This window comes from Rhizobium rosettiformans (assembly GCF_016806065.1).
Classification (GTDB): domain Bacteria; phylum Pseudomonadota; class Alphaproteobacteria; order Rhizobiales; family Rhizobiaceae; genus Allorhizobium.
In genome coordinates, this window is the sequence record NZ_CP032405.1 from 2,221,833 (window position 1) to 2,237,395 (window position 15,563).

The following is a 15,563-nucleotide window of genomic DNA, read 5'->3' on the forward strand; positions in this document are numbered from 1 at the left end:
TTCCGGCCTGTTTCCACCGGGAAACAATTTGATCAAATTATGCGGAATGACTACCACCTTGGCGCCAAAAAGGCTAGCCCCCTGAGAAGGGGGCTAGAAAAGCGTTGTTTTTCAGGGGTGAAAACGCTCCGGGCTCCAGGCCCTTGCATCGAGGAATGGCCTCTCCCCATCCATCATTTCGGCGATCAGACGGCCCGTGACTGGCCCGAGCGTCAGGCCGTGATGCGCATGGCCGAAGGCGAACCACATGCCCTCGTGGCGCGGCGCCTTGCCGATAACAGGCATCATGTCCGGCGTGCAGGGGCGGGCACCCATCCAGGGTTCTGCATCGAGCCGATCGGCGAGCGGGAAGATCTCGCGCGCCACCTTTTCCGCCCGGGCCAACTGCACCGGAGATTTCGGCGCATCGCGATTGGCGAATTCCGCACCCGTCGTCAGGCGAATGCCCTTTTCCATTGGCGCCAGGAAATAACCGCGCTCAGCATCCATGGTCCAGTTGTTGAGGACGGCATTGCCCTCAGGCGCATAATGCATGTGATAGCCGCGCTTGACGCCGAGCAGGAAGCGATAGCCGAACTTGCGGGTCACTTCCTCCGACCACGGGCCAAGTGCCAGCACCACATCGTCGCCCTCGACCATGCCGTCATCGGTCTTCACTTTCCAGCCGCGGCCGGAGGCACCGGTGTCAAGCGTCGTCGCATCGCCCTTGACGAAACGACCGCCAAGCGACTGGAAATAGGCGAGGTAGGCCATCGTCAGCCCATGCGGACTGGTGACCGACCAGGGATCGTTCCACTTCAACCCGCCAACGAAATCACCCCGGATATGCGGCTCTTCCTTGGCCAGTTCTTCGCGATTCAGCGCCCGGTAGCTGACGCCATATTCGCGCGCCAGCCGCTCGGCCTCGGCGAGTTCCGCATCCTGCTTGGCCTTGGTGCGGAAGATCTCCATCCAGCCATCCTTGCGGATCAGATGGTCGGCCTTGGCCGCCTGGATCAGGTCCTGATGTTCGGTGATCGAGTTCTCGATCAGCGGCGCATAGGCGCGTGCAATCGCCTGATGGCGGCTCTTGTTCGAATGCCACCAGTAGCGGGACAGGAACGGCACGAGCTTCAGCATCGCGCTTGCATGATAATGCGCGTCGATCCGGTTGTTAAAACCGTAGCGGATCAGCATCCCGAGCTCCTGCGGGAAGCCATAGGGCACGACCCCCTCGCGCTGGATCAGACCGGCATTGCCGAAGGAGGTTTCCTCGCCAGCGCCGCGGCGGTCCACCAGCACCACCGAGCGCCCGCGACGGGCGAGATGGATGGCTGTGGAAACGCCGATAATGCCGGCGCCGAGCACGAGGGTAACCTTGGACATGTCAGTTGAATTCCTGAAGGTGGGATTGCCGGGCAAGGATGCATTTCAGCCTGTTGCGGCGCAAACGAAAAATCGCCGCATTTGCCGCAATCCTCAAAATCCTTGTCGATCCCGAATCATGCCATATCTCCAGTCGAAGCGAAGGCAGCCAACGAAGGGGACTTGATGCGCCTGCTCATTCTTGGCTGCGCCTGGCTGATGGTCGGGATCGGTGTGATCGGCATCTTCCTGCCGGTTTTGCCCACGACGCCTTTCATGATCCTCGCCGCGGGCCTCTTCGCGCGCTCCTCCCCGCGCTTCGAGCAATGGTTGCTCGATCACCCCCGCTATGGTCAGCCCCTCATCGACTGGCGTCGTGAAGGCGCGATTTCGCAAAGGGCCAAGATTGCCTCGGTGTCGTTGATGGCGCTGAGCTACGGTATTGTCCTGGTCTTCGGACCACCGCAGCTATGGCTGAAGGCACTGATCGGCGTCATCCTGCTTTGCTCTGCCGCTTTCGTGCTCACCCGGCCTGCGCCAGGGCGCCAAGGCTGACGTCATGGCCGCCGGAAAGCAGCGAATGGGCGGCCGACAGAGCCTGGATCTGGCGTGCCGACTGCGGTCGGCCGAAGAGATAGCCTTGTCCCTCTTCGCAGCCCATGGCCGCGAGCATCTCTGCCTGCAGCGCATTTTCGATGCCCTCGCCAACCACCTTGAGGCTAAGACCATGGGCAAGCGTCATGACCGCTTGAACGATGCTCTGGGTCGCGGAATCGCTGACCATCTCGCGGACGAAGGACTGATCGATCTTCAGCTTGTCGAGCGGCAGGCTGGAGATGTAGCTAAGCGATGAATAGCCAGTTCCAAAGTCGTCGAGCGCAATCGTCACGCCGAGATCGCGCAGCGCATCCAGTTTGGAGAAGAGCTCCTCGGAGCGCTCGACGAAGATGGATTCGGTGATCTCGACATGCAGCCGGTGCGGCTGAAGACCGCTGGCGTCGAGCGCCGCACGGATGTCGGAAATCAGATCGCCGCGCAGAAACTGAACCGGGGAAATGTTGACGGCAACGCTGACATGTGAGGGCCAACTGGTAGCGGCCTTGCAGGCCTCGCGGAACATGAACTGGCCCAGATCGCAGATGAAGCCGTTTGCTTCCGAGATGCTGATGAATTCCGCCGGCGAGATCGTGCCGAGTGTCGGATGCTGCCACCGCAAAAGCGCCTCGGCGCCCGCGAGCCGCCCAGAGGTAAGGGCGACCTGCGGCTGAAAGAGCAGGAAAAACTGTCCCTGATCGAGCCCGGTGCGCAACTCCGCTTCCAAAAGCCTTGAGCGAGCCCTGCGCAGCGTCGAGGCCGGGTCATACGCCCGCCAGCCACTTCCTCCGACCCGTTTGGCATCGATGAGCGCCAGTTCCGCCGCTTCCACCCATTTCCCCGGATGGCCGAGATTGTCCGAGCCGCTGCAGGCGCCGATGCGGGCGTTGAGTTCGATCTTGATCCCGTCGATGCCGAAGGGCGTGTCGAAGAGCGCGAGCAAGTCAGCCGCACTTTCGGCAAGCGCGTCCTCACCCTCGATGCCGGGGGTGGCAAAACAGAGAACGTCGCCCGCGAGCCGGGCGGTCAGCCCATCGATGCCCGCATGGCGCCGAAGGCGGCCCCCTACGGCCTGCAGGACGCTGTCGCCCTTTTCCCGGCCGAGCATTTCATTGAGATGACCGAAGCGATGCAGGTCGATGGCAAAGACGGAAAAGCCGCGCCCGGTGGCCGCCATAGCGTCGATCAGGCCACGTCGGGTCAAAAGCCCTGTAAGATCGTCGATCCGTGACATCTCTTCGAGCTTGGTCTCGTAGAGGCGGCGCGCCGTCACGTCGCGCAGGCTGATACAGGTCACGTGCGAGCCCACCGATGACAGCCCCTGGCCGCCAAGGCTTTCGAAGGGGGAGATCGTGATGACGGCTTCGATATGCCGTCGGCCTTTTCGGCCTGGAATGTCGAGTGCAAGGGTCTGGCTGTGAACCTGCTGGGGATCTGTAAGGTGGATCGCTTCGAGCGCGATCAGCGCATCGGTCAGGGCAGGGGGCGCGAATACACTCAGATTGCTACCACGCGCGACAGCTTGGTCGAGTTCGAGCAAGCCGCTCATGGTCTGGCTGGCATCGAGCAGGTTGCGCTTCTGATCAAGCACGATCACCGGGTCGATGCTGTCATTGATGACGCGCTTCAGGACACGGCGAATGTCGCGGTTTTCCGTTACCGCGAGCTCCGCCAGCCATCCGCTGAGCCCCACTTTTTCGGCCATCAGCATGAAAAAGCCGAAGGCGAACATCAGCCAAAGGCTGGCGGTGTGGAAGACCAGGGCCTCGTGCTTGTAGATGAGAAAGGAGACCGCCTCGGCAATCGTCAGCAAGGCTGCGGACACTGCGAGCGGCACGCCCATCGACTGGCGATGGAATGTCAGGGTATAGGCGATGATCAAGGCCGCGAGCAGCAGGCCGATCGGCTCGGTGCGCAATGGCCGGAGTATTCGGTCTTGGACCAGTGTCTCCGTCGCCAGCACATGCAGCATCGGCCCGCTGAGGATGCCATAGGCGGGCACGGCAAAGAGGTCCTTCAGTTCCGTCGCATAAGCGCCGACCACCACCGACTTGCCATTGATGGCATCGCGTCCGACAGCGCCGGAGAGGATATCGGTGACCGAATAGGTGGGAACTGTTTCAGGCCGAATGGAGAAGTCGATCTCGAGCCTGCTGGTCCGTGCATCACTGTAGCCGGCGAGCACGGCGGGCGCCGACTGCGTCGGAATACCGTCGATGAGTTCCGTCACCGGGAATGACCGCATCAAGCCATCGTCATCCAGCGCAACATCGACCAAAGCCGGCCAGGAATGCTCGGCAAAGATCGGCAGCGGCGAAGTCACGGTCAGCGGATCGGCCGAATGCGCACCGAACTGCTGGCGGAATATCGGCAGGATGACACCGCCACCGGCCTCTTCGAGCGCGCGTGCAAGCCGCGCATCGTTTTCCGGCTGAGAAGGGGTGCTGAAGTCGATATCCAGAAAGATGTCCTGAACACCGGCCGCCACCAGCCTGTCGATCAGCTCGGCATGTACGGCGCGCGGCCAGGGCCAGGTGCCAACCTCGATCAGGCTTTTCTTGTCGATCGCGACGAATACGAAGTCGCCGCTGGCAGCCCTGGGAGCCGCAGCGGCACGATATGCCATCAGATCGTTGTCGAGATGCTGCACGACCGACAAGGAGGGCAAGAACAGCGGAAGCGCCATGATCACGGCGATCATGGCGAGCCGAAGCGATACCAGCCGTGCCAGGAAACCGGATGCTGGGCGAATGCTATCCGTCATGCGCGCATCCTGGCGGTGTGGCGAACGCTCTCATCATCAGTCGCCGTTTCTGCCGCGGCCATTCCCGCCAGCGTTGCCGTTACCACCGCCGTTGCCGTTGCCGTTGCCGCCGGCATTGCCGTTTCCGCCAGCGTTGCCGTTACCGCCCCCGTTGCCATTGCCGCCACCGTTGCCGTTTCCGCCAGAGTTGCCATTGCCGCCAGAGTTGCCATTTCCGCCAGCGTTGCTGTTGCCGGCAGCATTGCTCTTGCCAGCGCCCTGACCACCGGCATTGCCCTTGGATTTGCTCGCGCCCATCGCCCCCTTGGCTTCTTCGGCTGTCGATGTCGCCTTGTTCACGGCGCCGGCGGCCGGGACCTTGGCGTTCGAGGGCGCCACACGCGTAATCTGCGGCTTTCCGGAAAGGCCGGCGACCGTCATCCCGGATGAGGTTACCTGGGCACCCTGGCCGGCACCCAAGTCGCTACGTTCACCGGTACTGAAACTGGTCACCTGCACCAGACCTCGATCGACAGCGACGGCCGCGTTGGTTTTGCCGACCATGACGGTGAATTGCGTACCTTTGACCACGGCTGCCAGAAACGGCGTCTGCACCGTCGTATGCGGTCGCTGCCGCTTTTCGATTTCGAGGCTGATCTCGCCCACCTGCTGGACCACTTCGGTCTTGCGGCTCATGTCCTGGCCCCGGGTGATGATCGCGGCCAGCGTATTGGGCTGAAAGGCGATGCTTTCCTGACCGCGCACCAGCTGCAGTCGCCCCCGCGGCCCGGTCGAGATCCAGGCCTTGTTGGGCACCTCCATGCCTTCCTGCAGCGGAATCCAGGTCTTCTTGTCGACGGTGTAGGCGACCTGTGACGTCGCTTTCGCGGCCGTCCATGCCTCGCCCGCGGCCGATGCCACGCCGGCAAGGCAGGTCAGGAAAAGACAGAGGATGGTTGAAACGATAAAGCGCATGATAGGTGCTCCCTTGAGCACCTAATTCAGCACGCGTTCCTTAAGATTCTTCTGAATTTGCTGTACCGGTTTTATCAAACGCCTGTTTATTCGATGGAAAACGCGCGAAGCCTGACGTGCCCGGGTTGGCATGACCAGTCCAGATTGCACCGCCTGTGTGGCTACCCGCCGCTCAGCGGCCGCAGTGAAAGCTTGATCGGCGGTCGCCCGGTTCTAGTTAGCGTAGGGCAAGTGTTGTCGGCGCTTGCATCAACCGAACCCGAAAGGTCTTCCCGTGCACACCGGAAAACAGGTTTCAGCCGCCAGAATGCTGCTCGGCATGACGCGAGAGCAGCTCGCCGAGCGCGCTAGCCTTTCTGTGTCAACAGTCGAGCGACTGGAGAACTCGGCTCCGGGCGGCGAGGATGAAGCCGGTGTGCTCGCCGGGGTGAGGGCGGTGCTGGAGGCGGCGGGCGTCACCTTCATCGATGAAAGGGTCACAAGCGCTGCCGGCGGATTTGGTGTGCGCCTGTCCGTCCCCGCCTCCCAATCGGTCGATACCGACGACGACAAAACCGTCCAATATCCAGAGATGGCGAAGAACGGTCCATTCGGTGCCGGAGGCTGAAACGATCGTCCGTTAGCCGGGAGACCGGCCAGTTGCGCGGATTGCCAAGCCCTCCGTGCCTGACCGCCGTCGTTGGATCCTCCTTCTCCCGATTTGATTTTGCTCAAAGAAGCGGTGCACAGCTCAGCATAAGTCTTCGGCAAGGGAATGCTGACGTTCCCGATTCAAGGAGACAGACAATGACACGCCGCTTCACGAAACTTGCCGCTATCGCTGCGCTTGCTCTTGCCCTTCCCGGTTTTGCCGCAGCGGCCGATTTCGAGGTCAAGATGCTCAACAAGGGTGCGGAAGGCGCCATGGTCTTCGAACCGGCCGGCCTGAAGATCGCCCCCGGCGATACCGTCACCTTCATCCCCACCGACAAAGGCCACAATGCCGAAGCCATCAAGGGCATGATCCCGGAGGGTGCGGCCGAGTTCAAGGGCAAGATGAACGAGGAGATCAAGGTGACTTTCGACGTGCCGGGTCTCTACGGCATCAAATGCGCGCCGCATCTCGGAATGGGCATGGTCGCCGCCATCCTCGTCGGTGATGGTCCGGCCGCCAATCTCGACGCCTTCAACGCCGCCAAGCTGCCGAAGAAGGCACGCGAGCGCATCGACGCTGCGGTCGCTGCCGCGCAGTGAGAAGGCCCTCTGCCTGTGACGGGGGTCGAGATCGACCGCATCACAGGGGCGACATTATGGGGAGTGGGCGGCATGGATTGGCGCCCGCTTCCCGAGATCTCTCATCCCGGACGCACTGCGCAATCCGCGGCGGCTCTCAGCTCTCTTTCTCCCAATACCAGGCAACGTATTGCTTCCGGCGGTCGCGACCTTTTTGCGCGAGATGCCGCTTGATGGTCCGCACATCCGCCTTTTCGCCCGCAAACCAGACGAAGGTTTCGGCGTTCACATCCTCGAGTGCTGCCTTCACCTTGTCCACCAAAGGATGGGCATCGGTGCCCGTATGGGATGACCGGTGCAGCCATTCGACATGGATCGGAGCCTGACCGCGCAAGGCCTGCTCCTCGTTGGCATCTTCGACCTCGATGATCGCTCGCATCGCGACGCCAGGCGGCGCTTCCTCGACCATCCGGGCGATGGCTGGCAGTGCACTTTCGTCGCCGGCAAAGAAGATGTTCTGCGCATCGGGCAAGCCGCCGCCGCCCGGTCCCATGATCGCCACCTGCTGGCCGATCTCAGCGTCCCGTGCGAAATCCGCGCCGGGTGTCGCCACGCCCTCGGCCGGGTGTTGCAGGATATCGAGGGCAATGTGGCGTGCTTGCGCATCGACGCAGCGGATCGTGTAGATCCGCACGAGCAACTCGTCGGGCCAGCCGATACGTCCGTTCTCCTGCAGGTGAGGCCAGACCGGTGTCTGACCCTGCGGCGGCACCAGCAGCCGCACATGCATGTTGCGCACGAGAAAGGGCGAGACGTCGGCGACGGAGAGCGTCACCCGCCGCATCCTTGGGGTGACATCCTCGACGCCGACAACGGTCGCCTCGTGGAAACCGGGCGGCTTCACCTTCGCGGCCGGCTTCGACCACTCGAGCGAGAAGGGCTCATCCCCGGCGAAATAGAAGAGATGTTCGGCGAACATGGTGCGCGTAACGGCGAGCGCCTCTTCACCTAAGGTGCTGATCTCGATCTGCAGCACATCCTCGGCCGTCACGATGTTGATCGTCCAATCCTCCGATTTCAGCGTGGCAACGCCATCGGCGTGAACCACGTCGGAGTGCTCGACGAAGTGTTCGCAGATTTCGGCGAGCATGGCGCCGACATCAGCAGGACGAGCGATGCCTGAAAGTTTGGTGGGTTGAAGATCGGTCATGAATGCGCCAGTCGAGTGAGGGAGGACGAGGATTGCATGTGGTGCCGCCCGATCGGGAGCATCATCGGTCGGCCGGAGGTCGGATCGGTGAGAATCCGGGCTTCGAGGTTGAACACCCGGCGCACCATGTCTTCGGTCAAGACGGTTTCCGGGCTGCCGCTTTTGAAGGGGCTTCCGCCCAGCATCGCGACCAGATGATCGCCATAACGAGCTGCGAGGTTCAGGTCGTGCAAGACCATCACGATGGTCGTGCCGCGGCTGCGGTTGAGGTCCGTCAGGAGATCGAGGACGTCGATCTGGTGGCTGATGTCGAGAAAGGTCGTCGGCTCGTCGAGCAGCAGGAATTCGGTCTCCTGGGCGAGCGCCATCGCGATCCAGACCCGCTGCCGCTGGCCACCCGACAGCTCGTCCACCGGCCGGTCTGCAAGTTCGGCGGTCTGCGTGGCCGCCAAGGCATCGGCAACCGCCTGGTCGTCCCTTTTAGTCCAGGATTGAAACAGGCCATGATGCGGATGGCGGCCGCGGCTCACTAGATCCATCACCGTGATCCCATCCGGCGCGATCGGGGATTGTGGCAAGAGCCCAAGCCGGCGCGCGAGTTCGCGGGTCGGGACCTTGTGGATTGCCTTCCCGTCGAGCAGCACCTCGCCGGCCTTGGGCTCGATCAGTCGCGACAGTGCCTTGAGTAAGGTGGATTTGCCGCAGGCATTGGCGCCGACGATGGCGGTGATCTGGCCGGATGGAAGGCGGAGGTCCATGTCGCTAAGGACGAGGCTGTCACCGTAGCCGGCCGAAAGGGTCTTCGCTTCGAGACGGTGATCGGTCATGTCGCGGCTCCCCGCCGGTTGCTCCTGATGATCAGGGTGATGAGGTAGGGTGCTCCCAGCGCTCCGGTCACCACGCCGACCGGGTATCGGCTGGGCAAGAGAAACTGGCCGACGAAATCTGCGGTGAGCACCAGCAAGGCGCCGACCACGGCGGCCGGCAGGAGGATGGAGCTGCGTCGTCCGAAGACGCCGCTCGCGATCGGGCCTGCGAGAAAGGCGACGAAGGCAATCGGTCCTGTGACCGCGGTCGCGGTCGCAATCAGCCCGACGGCGCAGACGATAACCATGAGCTTGGTCGAGTAGACATGCACCCCGAGCGCGGTCGCCGTCTCGTCGCCCGCCCGCATGACATCGAGATCGCGCGCCTTGGCCAAAAGCAGGCTACCCAGCGCAACGAGAGCAACGATCAGGGGAAGGGCCTGATCGAGCTTGGCGCCGTTAAGACTGCCGGTCAGCCAGCGCATGGCTTCCTGCAGCGTGAAGGCGGGCGCGCGCGACAGGATGTAGGCAATCATGCTTTCGAGCATCGCAGAGACGCCGATCCCGACAAGGATCAGCCGCGGTCCGGCAACCCCGTTCTTCGAGGCGAGTCCATGCACCAGAAGCGCGATCGCAAGACCGGCACCGACGGCCAGAAGAGAGACAACAGGTCCGCTGAGAGAGAGCACGACGATGGCAAAAACCGCTGCCGCGCTGGCGCCCGAGGTGATGCCGATGATGTCGGGGCTGGCGAGCGGATTGCGCAACAGCGTCTGGAAAGCAGCTCCCCCAAGGCCGAAACTCATGCCGGCCGCAATGGCCAGCACGGCGCGCGGCAGGCGCAGCTGCCCCACCGTGAAATCCGCGCCGGCAACCGATTCTCCGATGAGGACGCGGATGACGTCTCCCAAAGGCGTGAAGGTTCGACCGGCCATCAGCGTCAACGTGAAGCCGGCGAGGATGAGGACAAGAATAAGTGCCAGCATGACCAGCCGCCGGCGCGACCTTTGCTTGCGGTTTGCCGCGACCATGGATGTCAGGGAAGCATCGGATCGAAGAAGGGTCACAGATCTCTCACCCTCTGCCGACGGACGATGAAGATGAAGACCGGCGCGCCGATAAGGGCGGTCACGACGCCGACCTCTAGTTCGGACGGGCGGGCCGCAAGGCGACCGAGAATGTCGCTCGCCGTCAGCAGGATGGCCCCGCCGATGGCCGAGAATGGCAGAAGCCAGCGATGATCCACGCCAACCAGCAGCCGGCAGGCATGCGGGACAACGAGGCCGACGAAACCGATCGGGCCGCAGACGGCTGTCGTCGCGCCACACAGCACGACGGCACCGAGCGTTGCCATGCCTCGTGCCACTGCCACGCGCTCGCCAAGCCCCGCGGCAAGTTCGTCACCGAGCGCCAGAGCATTGAGGCGTCGAGCTGAAAGCAGGCACAGCAGAAACCCGACCAGAAGAAACGGATAGATGTGCTGCATCCGCTCGAAGGTGGCGCCCCCGACGCCGCCGATCTGCCAGGAGCGGATGCCGCCGGCAATGTCTGCACGCGGCAAGACGACGGCAATTACGAGTGATGAAAAGGCGATCGCGGTTGCCGTACCGGCAAGGGCGAGCTTCAGCGGCGTTGCGCCACCGCGTCCCATCGAACCGATGACATAGACGAAGACGGCTGTGGCAGCGGCGCCCGCGATGGCAATCCAGATGAAGGCATCAGCCGAGCTGATGCCGAACCACGCCACCCCCACCACAACGGCAAGCGATGCGCCGACATTGACGCCGAGGATGCCGGGATCGGCGAGCGGATTTCGCGTCACGCCCTGCATCACGGCGCCGGCAAGGCCAAGGGCCGCACCGGCGAGCAGTGCCAGAACGGTGCGCGGCACACGGGTCGCAACTGCGGCGCGGTCAAGCGTCGAGACGTCCCCGGACAGGGCCGCCAGCACCTCCGACAGGGGTACATCGCGGGTGCCGATGGTGAGGGACAGCAAGGCGACGCCGATGCTGACCCCGATTGCCGCGGAGAGCCAAACCAAGCTGCCCTTGGGAGTCTTCGCAAGAGACGGCCGTTGGGCGGAGGAAAGGGAGCGAGCAGAAATCATTCCGTCTTTCGCGCCGCGTCCGCGAGCTTCTCCACATAGGCGGGCAACACCCAGGTGATCGACAGTGGGGTGGGATTGGCGGCTGTTCCCACGGGATCGCGGCCGAGCGTGACGATGGCGTCATGCTTCACGGCCGGCATGTGGGACAGAAGAGGATTGGCCTTCATGGCGTCGATCAAGGCCTGATCGCCATAGGTCACGAGAATATCGACGTCATCGAAGAGATCGATCTGCTCGGCGCTGATCGAACCAGCGAAGCTGCCGGTCGTCGATGCCTGCATCACGCTTTTCGGCATGGAAAGCCCGAGATCGGCGAAGAACCGAACGCGGGTGTCCTGGGTCGTATAGAAATTGACGATGCTGAGGTCGGTCGCGTCGAGATGGGTGACGAACATCGCTCGTTTCCCCTTGAGTTCAGGATACTTGGCCACCTCGGCTGCGATCTTCTGCTCGATATCGGCAATCAACGCTTCACCATCAGGCGCCATGCCCATGCCGGCGCTATCGAAGCGGATCGTTTCACGCCAATCCGTCGACCAGGGCGCCTGCGGATAGGCGACAACGGGGGCGATCTGGCTCAAGGTGTCGTAGTCGGATTGGCTTAAGCCCGAATAGGCGGCGAGGATGACATCCGGTGCCGTCCCGGCAACCGCCTCGAAGTCGATCCCGTCCCCCTCGTCGAACAGGACAGGCGCGTCGGCCCCAAGGGATTTCAGGCGCTCCGAAACCCAGGGCAGCAGCCCGTCGCCGTCATCATCACCGAAATTCGCAGCCGCCATGCCGACCGGTACGATGCCGAGGGCAAGCGGGACTTCGTGGTTGGCCCAGGCGACAGTGGCCACCCTCTGCGGTTTCTGAGGTACAGTCGTCTGCCCGAGCGCATGGCTGATCTCGAGGGGAAAACGAGCCTCCTCGGCGGCGAAGGCCGTCGGGCCGGATACAGAGAGGAAGATGGCTGCAAGAGGCGCCAGGTGATGCAAACTGATCCGCATGGGTCCCAATCATCCCTTGGTTAAGTTGACTGTCCCTCTCAGCTTCAAATCGTCGGGTCAAGCAATTTGGCCCGAGCGGACGACATCGGCTCTTGATTTTCCGGGGAATTTTACAAAAAAGAGAAATTTACAATACTGGATCAAAATTATCCAGTTAAAGGCGTGCAGACCGATCCGATCTCGGTCTGCAGCGGCCGGGGCTCAGGGATAGGGCCGCAGGAGACTGCAGAGCCGGATCCGGTGTCGGTCGACGCCCGACGATGATCCTCTTTGTTCATCGTGCGGGAATGTCGGAACGTCAAATTCTGGAAACAACATGATCAGAACCATTTCCGCCCGGGGTACCACGCGCGTCTCCCTTCGCCATCGCATCAGCATCCTTCTGGGCTGCACGGCATTCGTGGCCCTGATGCCGGTATTTGCCGTCGCTCAGGACGCCGATACCGAAGGGGACACGACCGTTCTGCAGACGATCACCGTCGAAGGGGCCGGCAAGGCCGACGCGGATTCCAAATCAATCGTCGCGACCCAATCGAGCGCTGTCGGCAAGATGCCCGGCGAAATCCTGACGACACCGGCGACCGTTTCCGTCGTCACATCCAAGGAAATCGAGCAGCGCGGTGCCGACAGCATCGAGAAGGTGGTGCAGTACACCGCCGGCGTAACCACCGATTTCTACGGATCGGACGATCGTTTCGATTACGTCACCATTCGGGGCTTCTCGCCCTACACCTACCGCGACGGTCTGGCCCTCGGCAGAACCTGGCTGGGTGTGAAGGAAGAACCCTATGCCTTTGAGAGGCTCGAGATCCTGAAGGGCGCCAATTCCACCGGCTTCGGCGTCTCCGATCCGGGTGGCGCCATTAATTATGTGACGAAGACGCCGCGCAGCGAGCGGTTCGGTGAGGTCTATGGCACGACCGGATCCTTCGCTCACAAGGAGACGGGCTTCGACTTTGGCGACAATCTGACGGAAGACGACACCCTGTCCTATCGCCTGACCGGCAAGTTCCAGCGGGCCGACGGCGAGTATGATTTCTCGGAGAACGACGAGAACTTCATCATGGGCGGTTTGACCTGGCGTCCCACCGACATGACCAGTTTGACTTTCGTCTTCGATCACCTCGACCGCAACGTGACCCCGAGTGGTGGCGGTCATCCGCTCTACACCGATTTCGATCGGGACCGGTTCTTCGGAGAGCCGGATTTCAACTACGATGCGACGAACCGCAACACATACACGATGCTGTTCGACCACGATTTCGGCAACGGCCTGAGCTTCAATTCCAGTGCGCGCTACAGCAATGCCAACCGCGACACCGGCTTTGCCTATATCTATGATGCCAACGGTGCTGCCGACCTTTCGGACACCAGGGCAGACCGCATCTATTCTCTCGGCTCCAGTTCGAGCGAACAGTTCATTGTCGATGCCCATCTGCTGTACGAGACAAATTTCGATCAGGTTGAAAGCCGTACCCTCGCGGGTGTCGACTACAACAGCATCGAATCGAGCAACGAGTCCGGCTATCTCTGGGGCGCTGGCACGCCTTCGATCGATTGGCAAAATCCGGTCTATGCTGGTCTGCCGTCGGCGATCCCGCTCACGACCCGCAAGAGCAACGACCGCAGCACGCGGGCCATCTATCTGCAGCAGGATCTGATCTTCTCGGACCGCGTCACGGCCAGTGTTGGCCTGCGCAACGACTGGCTGGATCTCGAAGAGACCGATCTGGCGACCCGGGTGTCCAAGTCGCGCGACTACAGCGAGTTCAGCAAGCGCGTCGGTCTGAGCTACAAGGTTACCGAGGAGCTGGCAGCCTATGTCAGCTATGCCGAGTCCGTCGCCCCGCCGAGCACGGGCAACGAGCCGCTCTACGGCTCGCAGTACGAGGTGGGCGTCAAATATCGTCCGGACGCCTTCCCCGGCCTGATCACCGCCTCGATCTACGACCTCACGCTCGAAAACATCACCACATCCGAGGGGCCGTTCTACCTGGCGACCACGGTCGAAAAAGTACGCCATCGCGGTCTGGATTTTGAAGCAAAGGTCGAGGTCACGCCGAGCTTCGGGCTGATTGCGGGATATAGCTACATCGACTCGAAGATCGAGGATACGAGCACCACTTCGAGTTCGGTCGATGGCAAGCGTTTCGCCCAGGTCCCCGAGCACATGGCATCAATCTGGGGCACGTACACGCTCGAAGGCAACGGCGATCGCGGCGACATGACCTTCGGGGCAGGCGCGCGCTTCGTCGGCTCCTACTATTTCAACAACGCGAACACCCGCAAATCTGACGGCGCAGTAATCTTCGATGCCTCCTTCACCTATGCGATCAAGGAGAACACGAGCTTTCAGCTGAACGTCAGCAACCTGTTCGACGAAAAGCATGTCGCCAACAATGATGGCGGTGCACTCTACTACAACCCCGGTCGCGCCATCTACGCGACCCTCCGCCAGACCTGGTAAGAAACGGCGAGGGCTCGCAGCGCAAAGCGTAGCGAGCCCTCCGGCCATCTAGATGGAATGGTGTTTGCGCCGCCAGACGGCCGGGGTGTCCCCGGTGATGCTGCGGAACACCTTGGTCAGATGCGCCTGGTCGGAAAAGCCGAGTTGCGCGCTGATGTCAGCGATGCTCATCTCGGTTTCCGAAAGCATCTGCCGCGCCATGTCGATCCGGCGTGACAATTGCCATTGGAGCGGCGTCATGTCGGTGGTCTGACGAAACACCGTGGCAAACCAGCTCTCCGAGAGGCCGACGACATCGGCCATTTCCCGCACGCTCAACCGGCGTCCGCCGCAAGTGGCGAAATAGCTTGAAAGCCGGTTCAGTTGCGCCTTGGTGAGATGCCCGGCATGCGCCGCCGTTCGCCCTTCGCTTCCCCGCAGGTCGAGAAGTCCGGTGACGATGCTGCCCACCAGGTTCTCGACAAAAGCGGGATGCCTGCCATCCGTTGAAAGTTCGTCCACGACCAGCGCCGCAAGGCTGGCCAGCGGGCTGGGATCCTGCAGTTCGACCGGCTGCTTGATGATGGCGCGCGCCGCCGACGAGCCGACAGCCGGCGTGAGATAGCGCATCAGCCGTTCCGTGTGCAGATGCAGGTCGAGGTGGGAAAAGCGATGGCGGCTGCTGAACTTCGTCCACATGGGCATGCCGGCCGGCACATAGATGGCGCGTGCCATGCCCCGCTCGCCTCGGTCCAGTTCCTCCGCCCGGTCCGCCACCCGGATCTGGCTGCTGACATCGTTGAAGAAGAAGACGATCCGGGGATCCGGCGACAGATAATAGCCGTTCGCCCCTGCATGGCCTTCTGCTTCCCAATGGACGCCGACGACGCCGTCAAGGGAACGCCATCTGGGCGGCATGAGAGCGCGAATGCCCTCGATTTCGGACTGCATCGAATGGAGATATGTCAAACCAATGGCCTCTCACCCGGTTTCGGTGACCTGCACATGCGTCATGGCGCGGCGCACTATTGGCCGGATGCAGGCGCCGGGTCAATAAAGATGACTTGATAAATCATATTTTTGATCTCGACTTTTTACTGTGGCTGTTCTGTGCCACGGCTCAGATCGTGACGA

At 62.2% G+C, this 15,563-nt stretch carries 13 protein-coding genes; 4 read left to right on the forward strand and 9 right to left on the reverse strand.

Going from position 1 to position 15,563, the window contains the following annotated elements; translation table 11 throughout:
- Positions 1 to 111 precede the first annotated feature (111 nt).
- Complete coding sequence (locus D4A92_RS10695; protein WP_203012842.1) at positions 112 to 1,365, reverse strand: NAD(P)/FAD-dependent oxidoreductase; 1,254 nt, start codon at positions 1,363 to 1,365, stop codon at positions 112 to 114.
- A 165-nt stretch (positions 1,366 to 1,530) separates the two neighbouring features.
- Between D4A92_RS10695 and D4A92_RS10700 the strand changes: the two genes are divergently transcribed.
- Entirely contained in the window at positions 1,531 to 1,899 is a 369-nt protein-coding gene (locus D4A92_RS10700; protein ID WP_203012844.1) for a YbaN family protein, read from the forward strand.
- On the opposite strand, the gene D4A92_RS10705 is transcribed toward D4A92_RS10700, so the two are convergent.
- Both D4A92_RS10705 and D4A92_RS10710 read right to left on the reverse strand, forming a co-directional pair.
- Positions 1,868 to 4,702, reverse strand: a complete 2,835-nt coding sequence (locus D4A92_RS10705; protein WP_203012846.1) for an EAL domain-containing protein — start codon at positions 4,700 to 4,702, stop codon at positions 1,868 to 1,870. The two genes, D4A92_RS10700 and D4A92_RS10705, sit on opposite strands and share 32 nt — an antisense overlap.
- A gap of 36 nt (positions 4,703 to 4,738) precedes the next feature.
- Complete coding sequence (locus D4A92_RS10710; protein ID WP_203012848.1) at positions 4,739 to 5,656, reverse strand: FecR domain-containing protein; 918 nt, start codon at positions 5,654 to 5,656, stop codon at positions 4,739 to 4,741.
- A gap of 319 nt (positions 5,657 to 5,975) precedes the next feature.
- On the opposite strand from D4A92_RS10710, the gene D4A92_RS10715 reads away from it, so the two are divergent.
- Both D4A92_RS10715 and D4A92_RS10720 read left to right on the forward strand, forming a co-directional pair.
- Positions 5,976 to 6,263 (forward strand): helix-turn-helix domain-containing protein, encoded by a 288-nt coding sequence (locus D4A92_RS10715; protein WP_203012850.1) that lies wholly within the window; start codon positions 5,976 to 5,978, stop codon positions 6,261 to 6,263.
- A gap of 179 nt (positions 6,264 to 6,442) precedes the next feature.
- A complete protein-coding gene (locus D4A92_RS10720; protein ID WP_203012851.1) occupies positions 6,443 to 6,889 on the forward strand; it encodes a pseudoazurin in 447 nt (148 codons plus the stop codon).
- Positions 6,890 to 7,025: 136 nt separating this feature from the next.
- On the opposite strand, the gene D4A92_RS10725 is transcribed toward D4A92_RS10720, so the two are convergent.
- From D4A92_RS10725 to D4A92_RS10745, 5 genes are all read right to left on the reverse strand, one after another.
- The gene (locus D4A92_RS10725) at positions 7,026 to 8,078 is read right to left on the reverse strand and encodes a DUF2218 domain-containing protein (protein ID WP_203012853.1); all 1,053 of its coding nucleotides are present in this window, start codon (positions 8,076 to 8,078) and stop codon (positions 7,026 to 7,028) included.
- Positions 8,075 to 8,905 carry an ABC transporter ATP-binding protein gene (locus D4A92_RS10730; RefSeq protein ID WP_203012856.1) on the reverse strand — a complete coding sequence of 277 codons (831 nt, stop codon included), beginning with the start codon at positions 8,903 to 8,905 and terminating at the stop codon, positions 8,075 to 8,077. The genes D4A92_RS10725 and D4A92_RS10730 overlap by 4 nt, the downstream gene beginning before the upstream one ends.
- Entirely contained in the window at positions 8,902 to 9,915 is a 1,014-nt protein-coding gene (locus D4A92_RS10735) for a FecCD family ABC transporter permease (protein WP_203019919.1), read from the reverse strand. The genes D4A92_RS10730 and D4A92_RS10735 overlap by 4 nt, the downstream gene beginning before the upstream one ends.
- Positions 9,916 to 9,947: 32 nt before the next feature.
- Positions 9,948 to 10,925, reverse strand: coding sequence for a FecCD family ABC transporter permease (locus D4A92_RS10740; protein ID WP_425958188.1), 978 nt, complete (start codon positions 10,923 to 10,925; stop codon positions 9,948 to 9,950).
- A 62-nt stretch (positions 10,926 to 10,987) separates the two neighbouring features.
- Complete coding sequence (locus D4A92_RS10745; RefSeq protein ID WP_203012860.1) at positions 10,988 to 11,983, reverse strand: iron-siderophore ABC transporter substrate-binding protein; 996 nt, start codon at positions 11,981 to 11,983, stop codon at positions 10,988 to 10,990.
- Between the two features lie 316 nt (positions 11,984 to 12,299).
- Here D4A92_RS10745 and D4A92_RS10750 point away from each other — a divergent pair, with 316 nt between their 5' ends.
- Positions 12,300 to 14,450 (forward strand): TonB-dependent siderophore receptor, encoded by a 2,151-nt coding sequence (locus D4A92_RS10750; protein ID WP_203012862.1) that lies wholly within the window; start codon positions 12,300 to 12,302, stop codon positions 14,448 to 14,450.
- A gap of 48 nt (positions 14,451 to 14,498) precedes the next feature.
- On the opposite strand, the gene D4A92_RS10755 is transcribed toward D4A92_RS10750, so the two are convergent.
- Complete coding sequence (locus D4A92_RS10755; RefSeq protein ID WP_203012864.1) at positions 14,499 to 15,398, reverse strand: helix-turn-helix transcriptional regulator; 900 nt, start codon at positions 15,396 to 15,398, stop codon at positions 14,499 to 14,501.
- Positions 15,399 to 15,563: the final 165 nt, after the last annotated feature.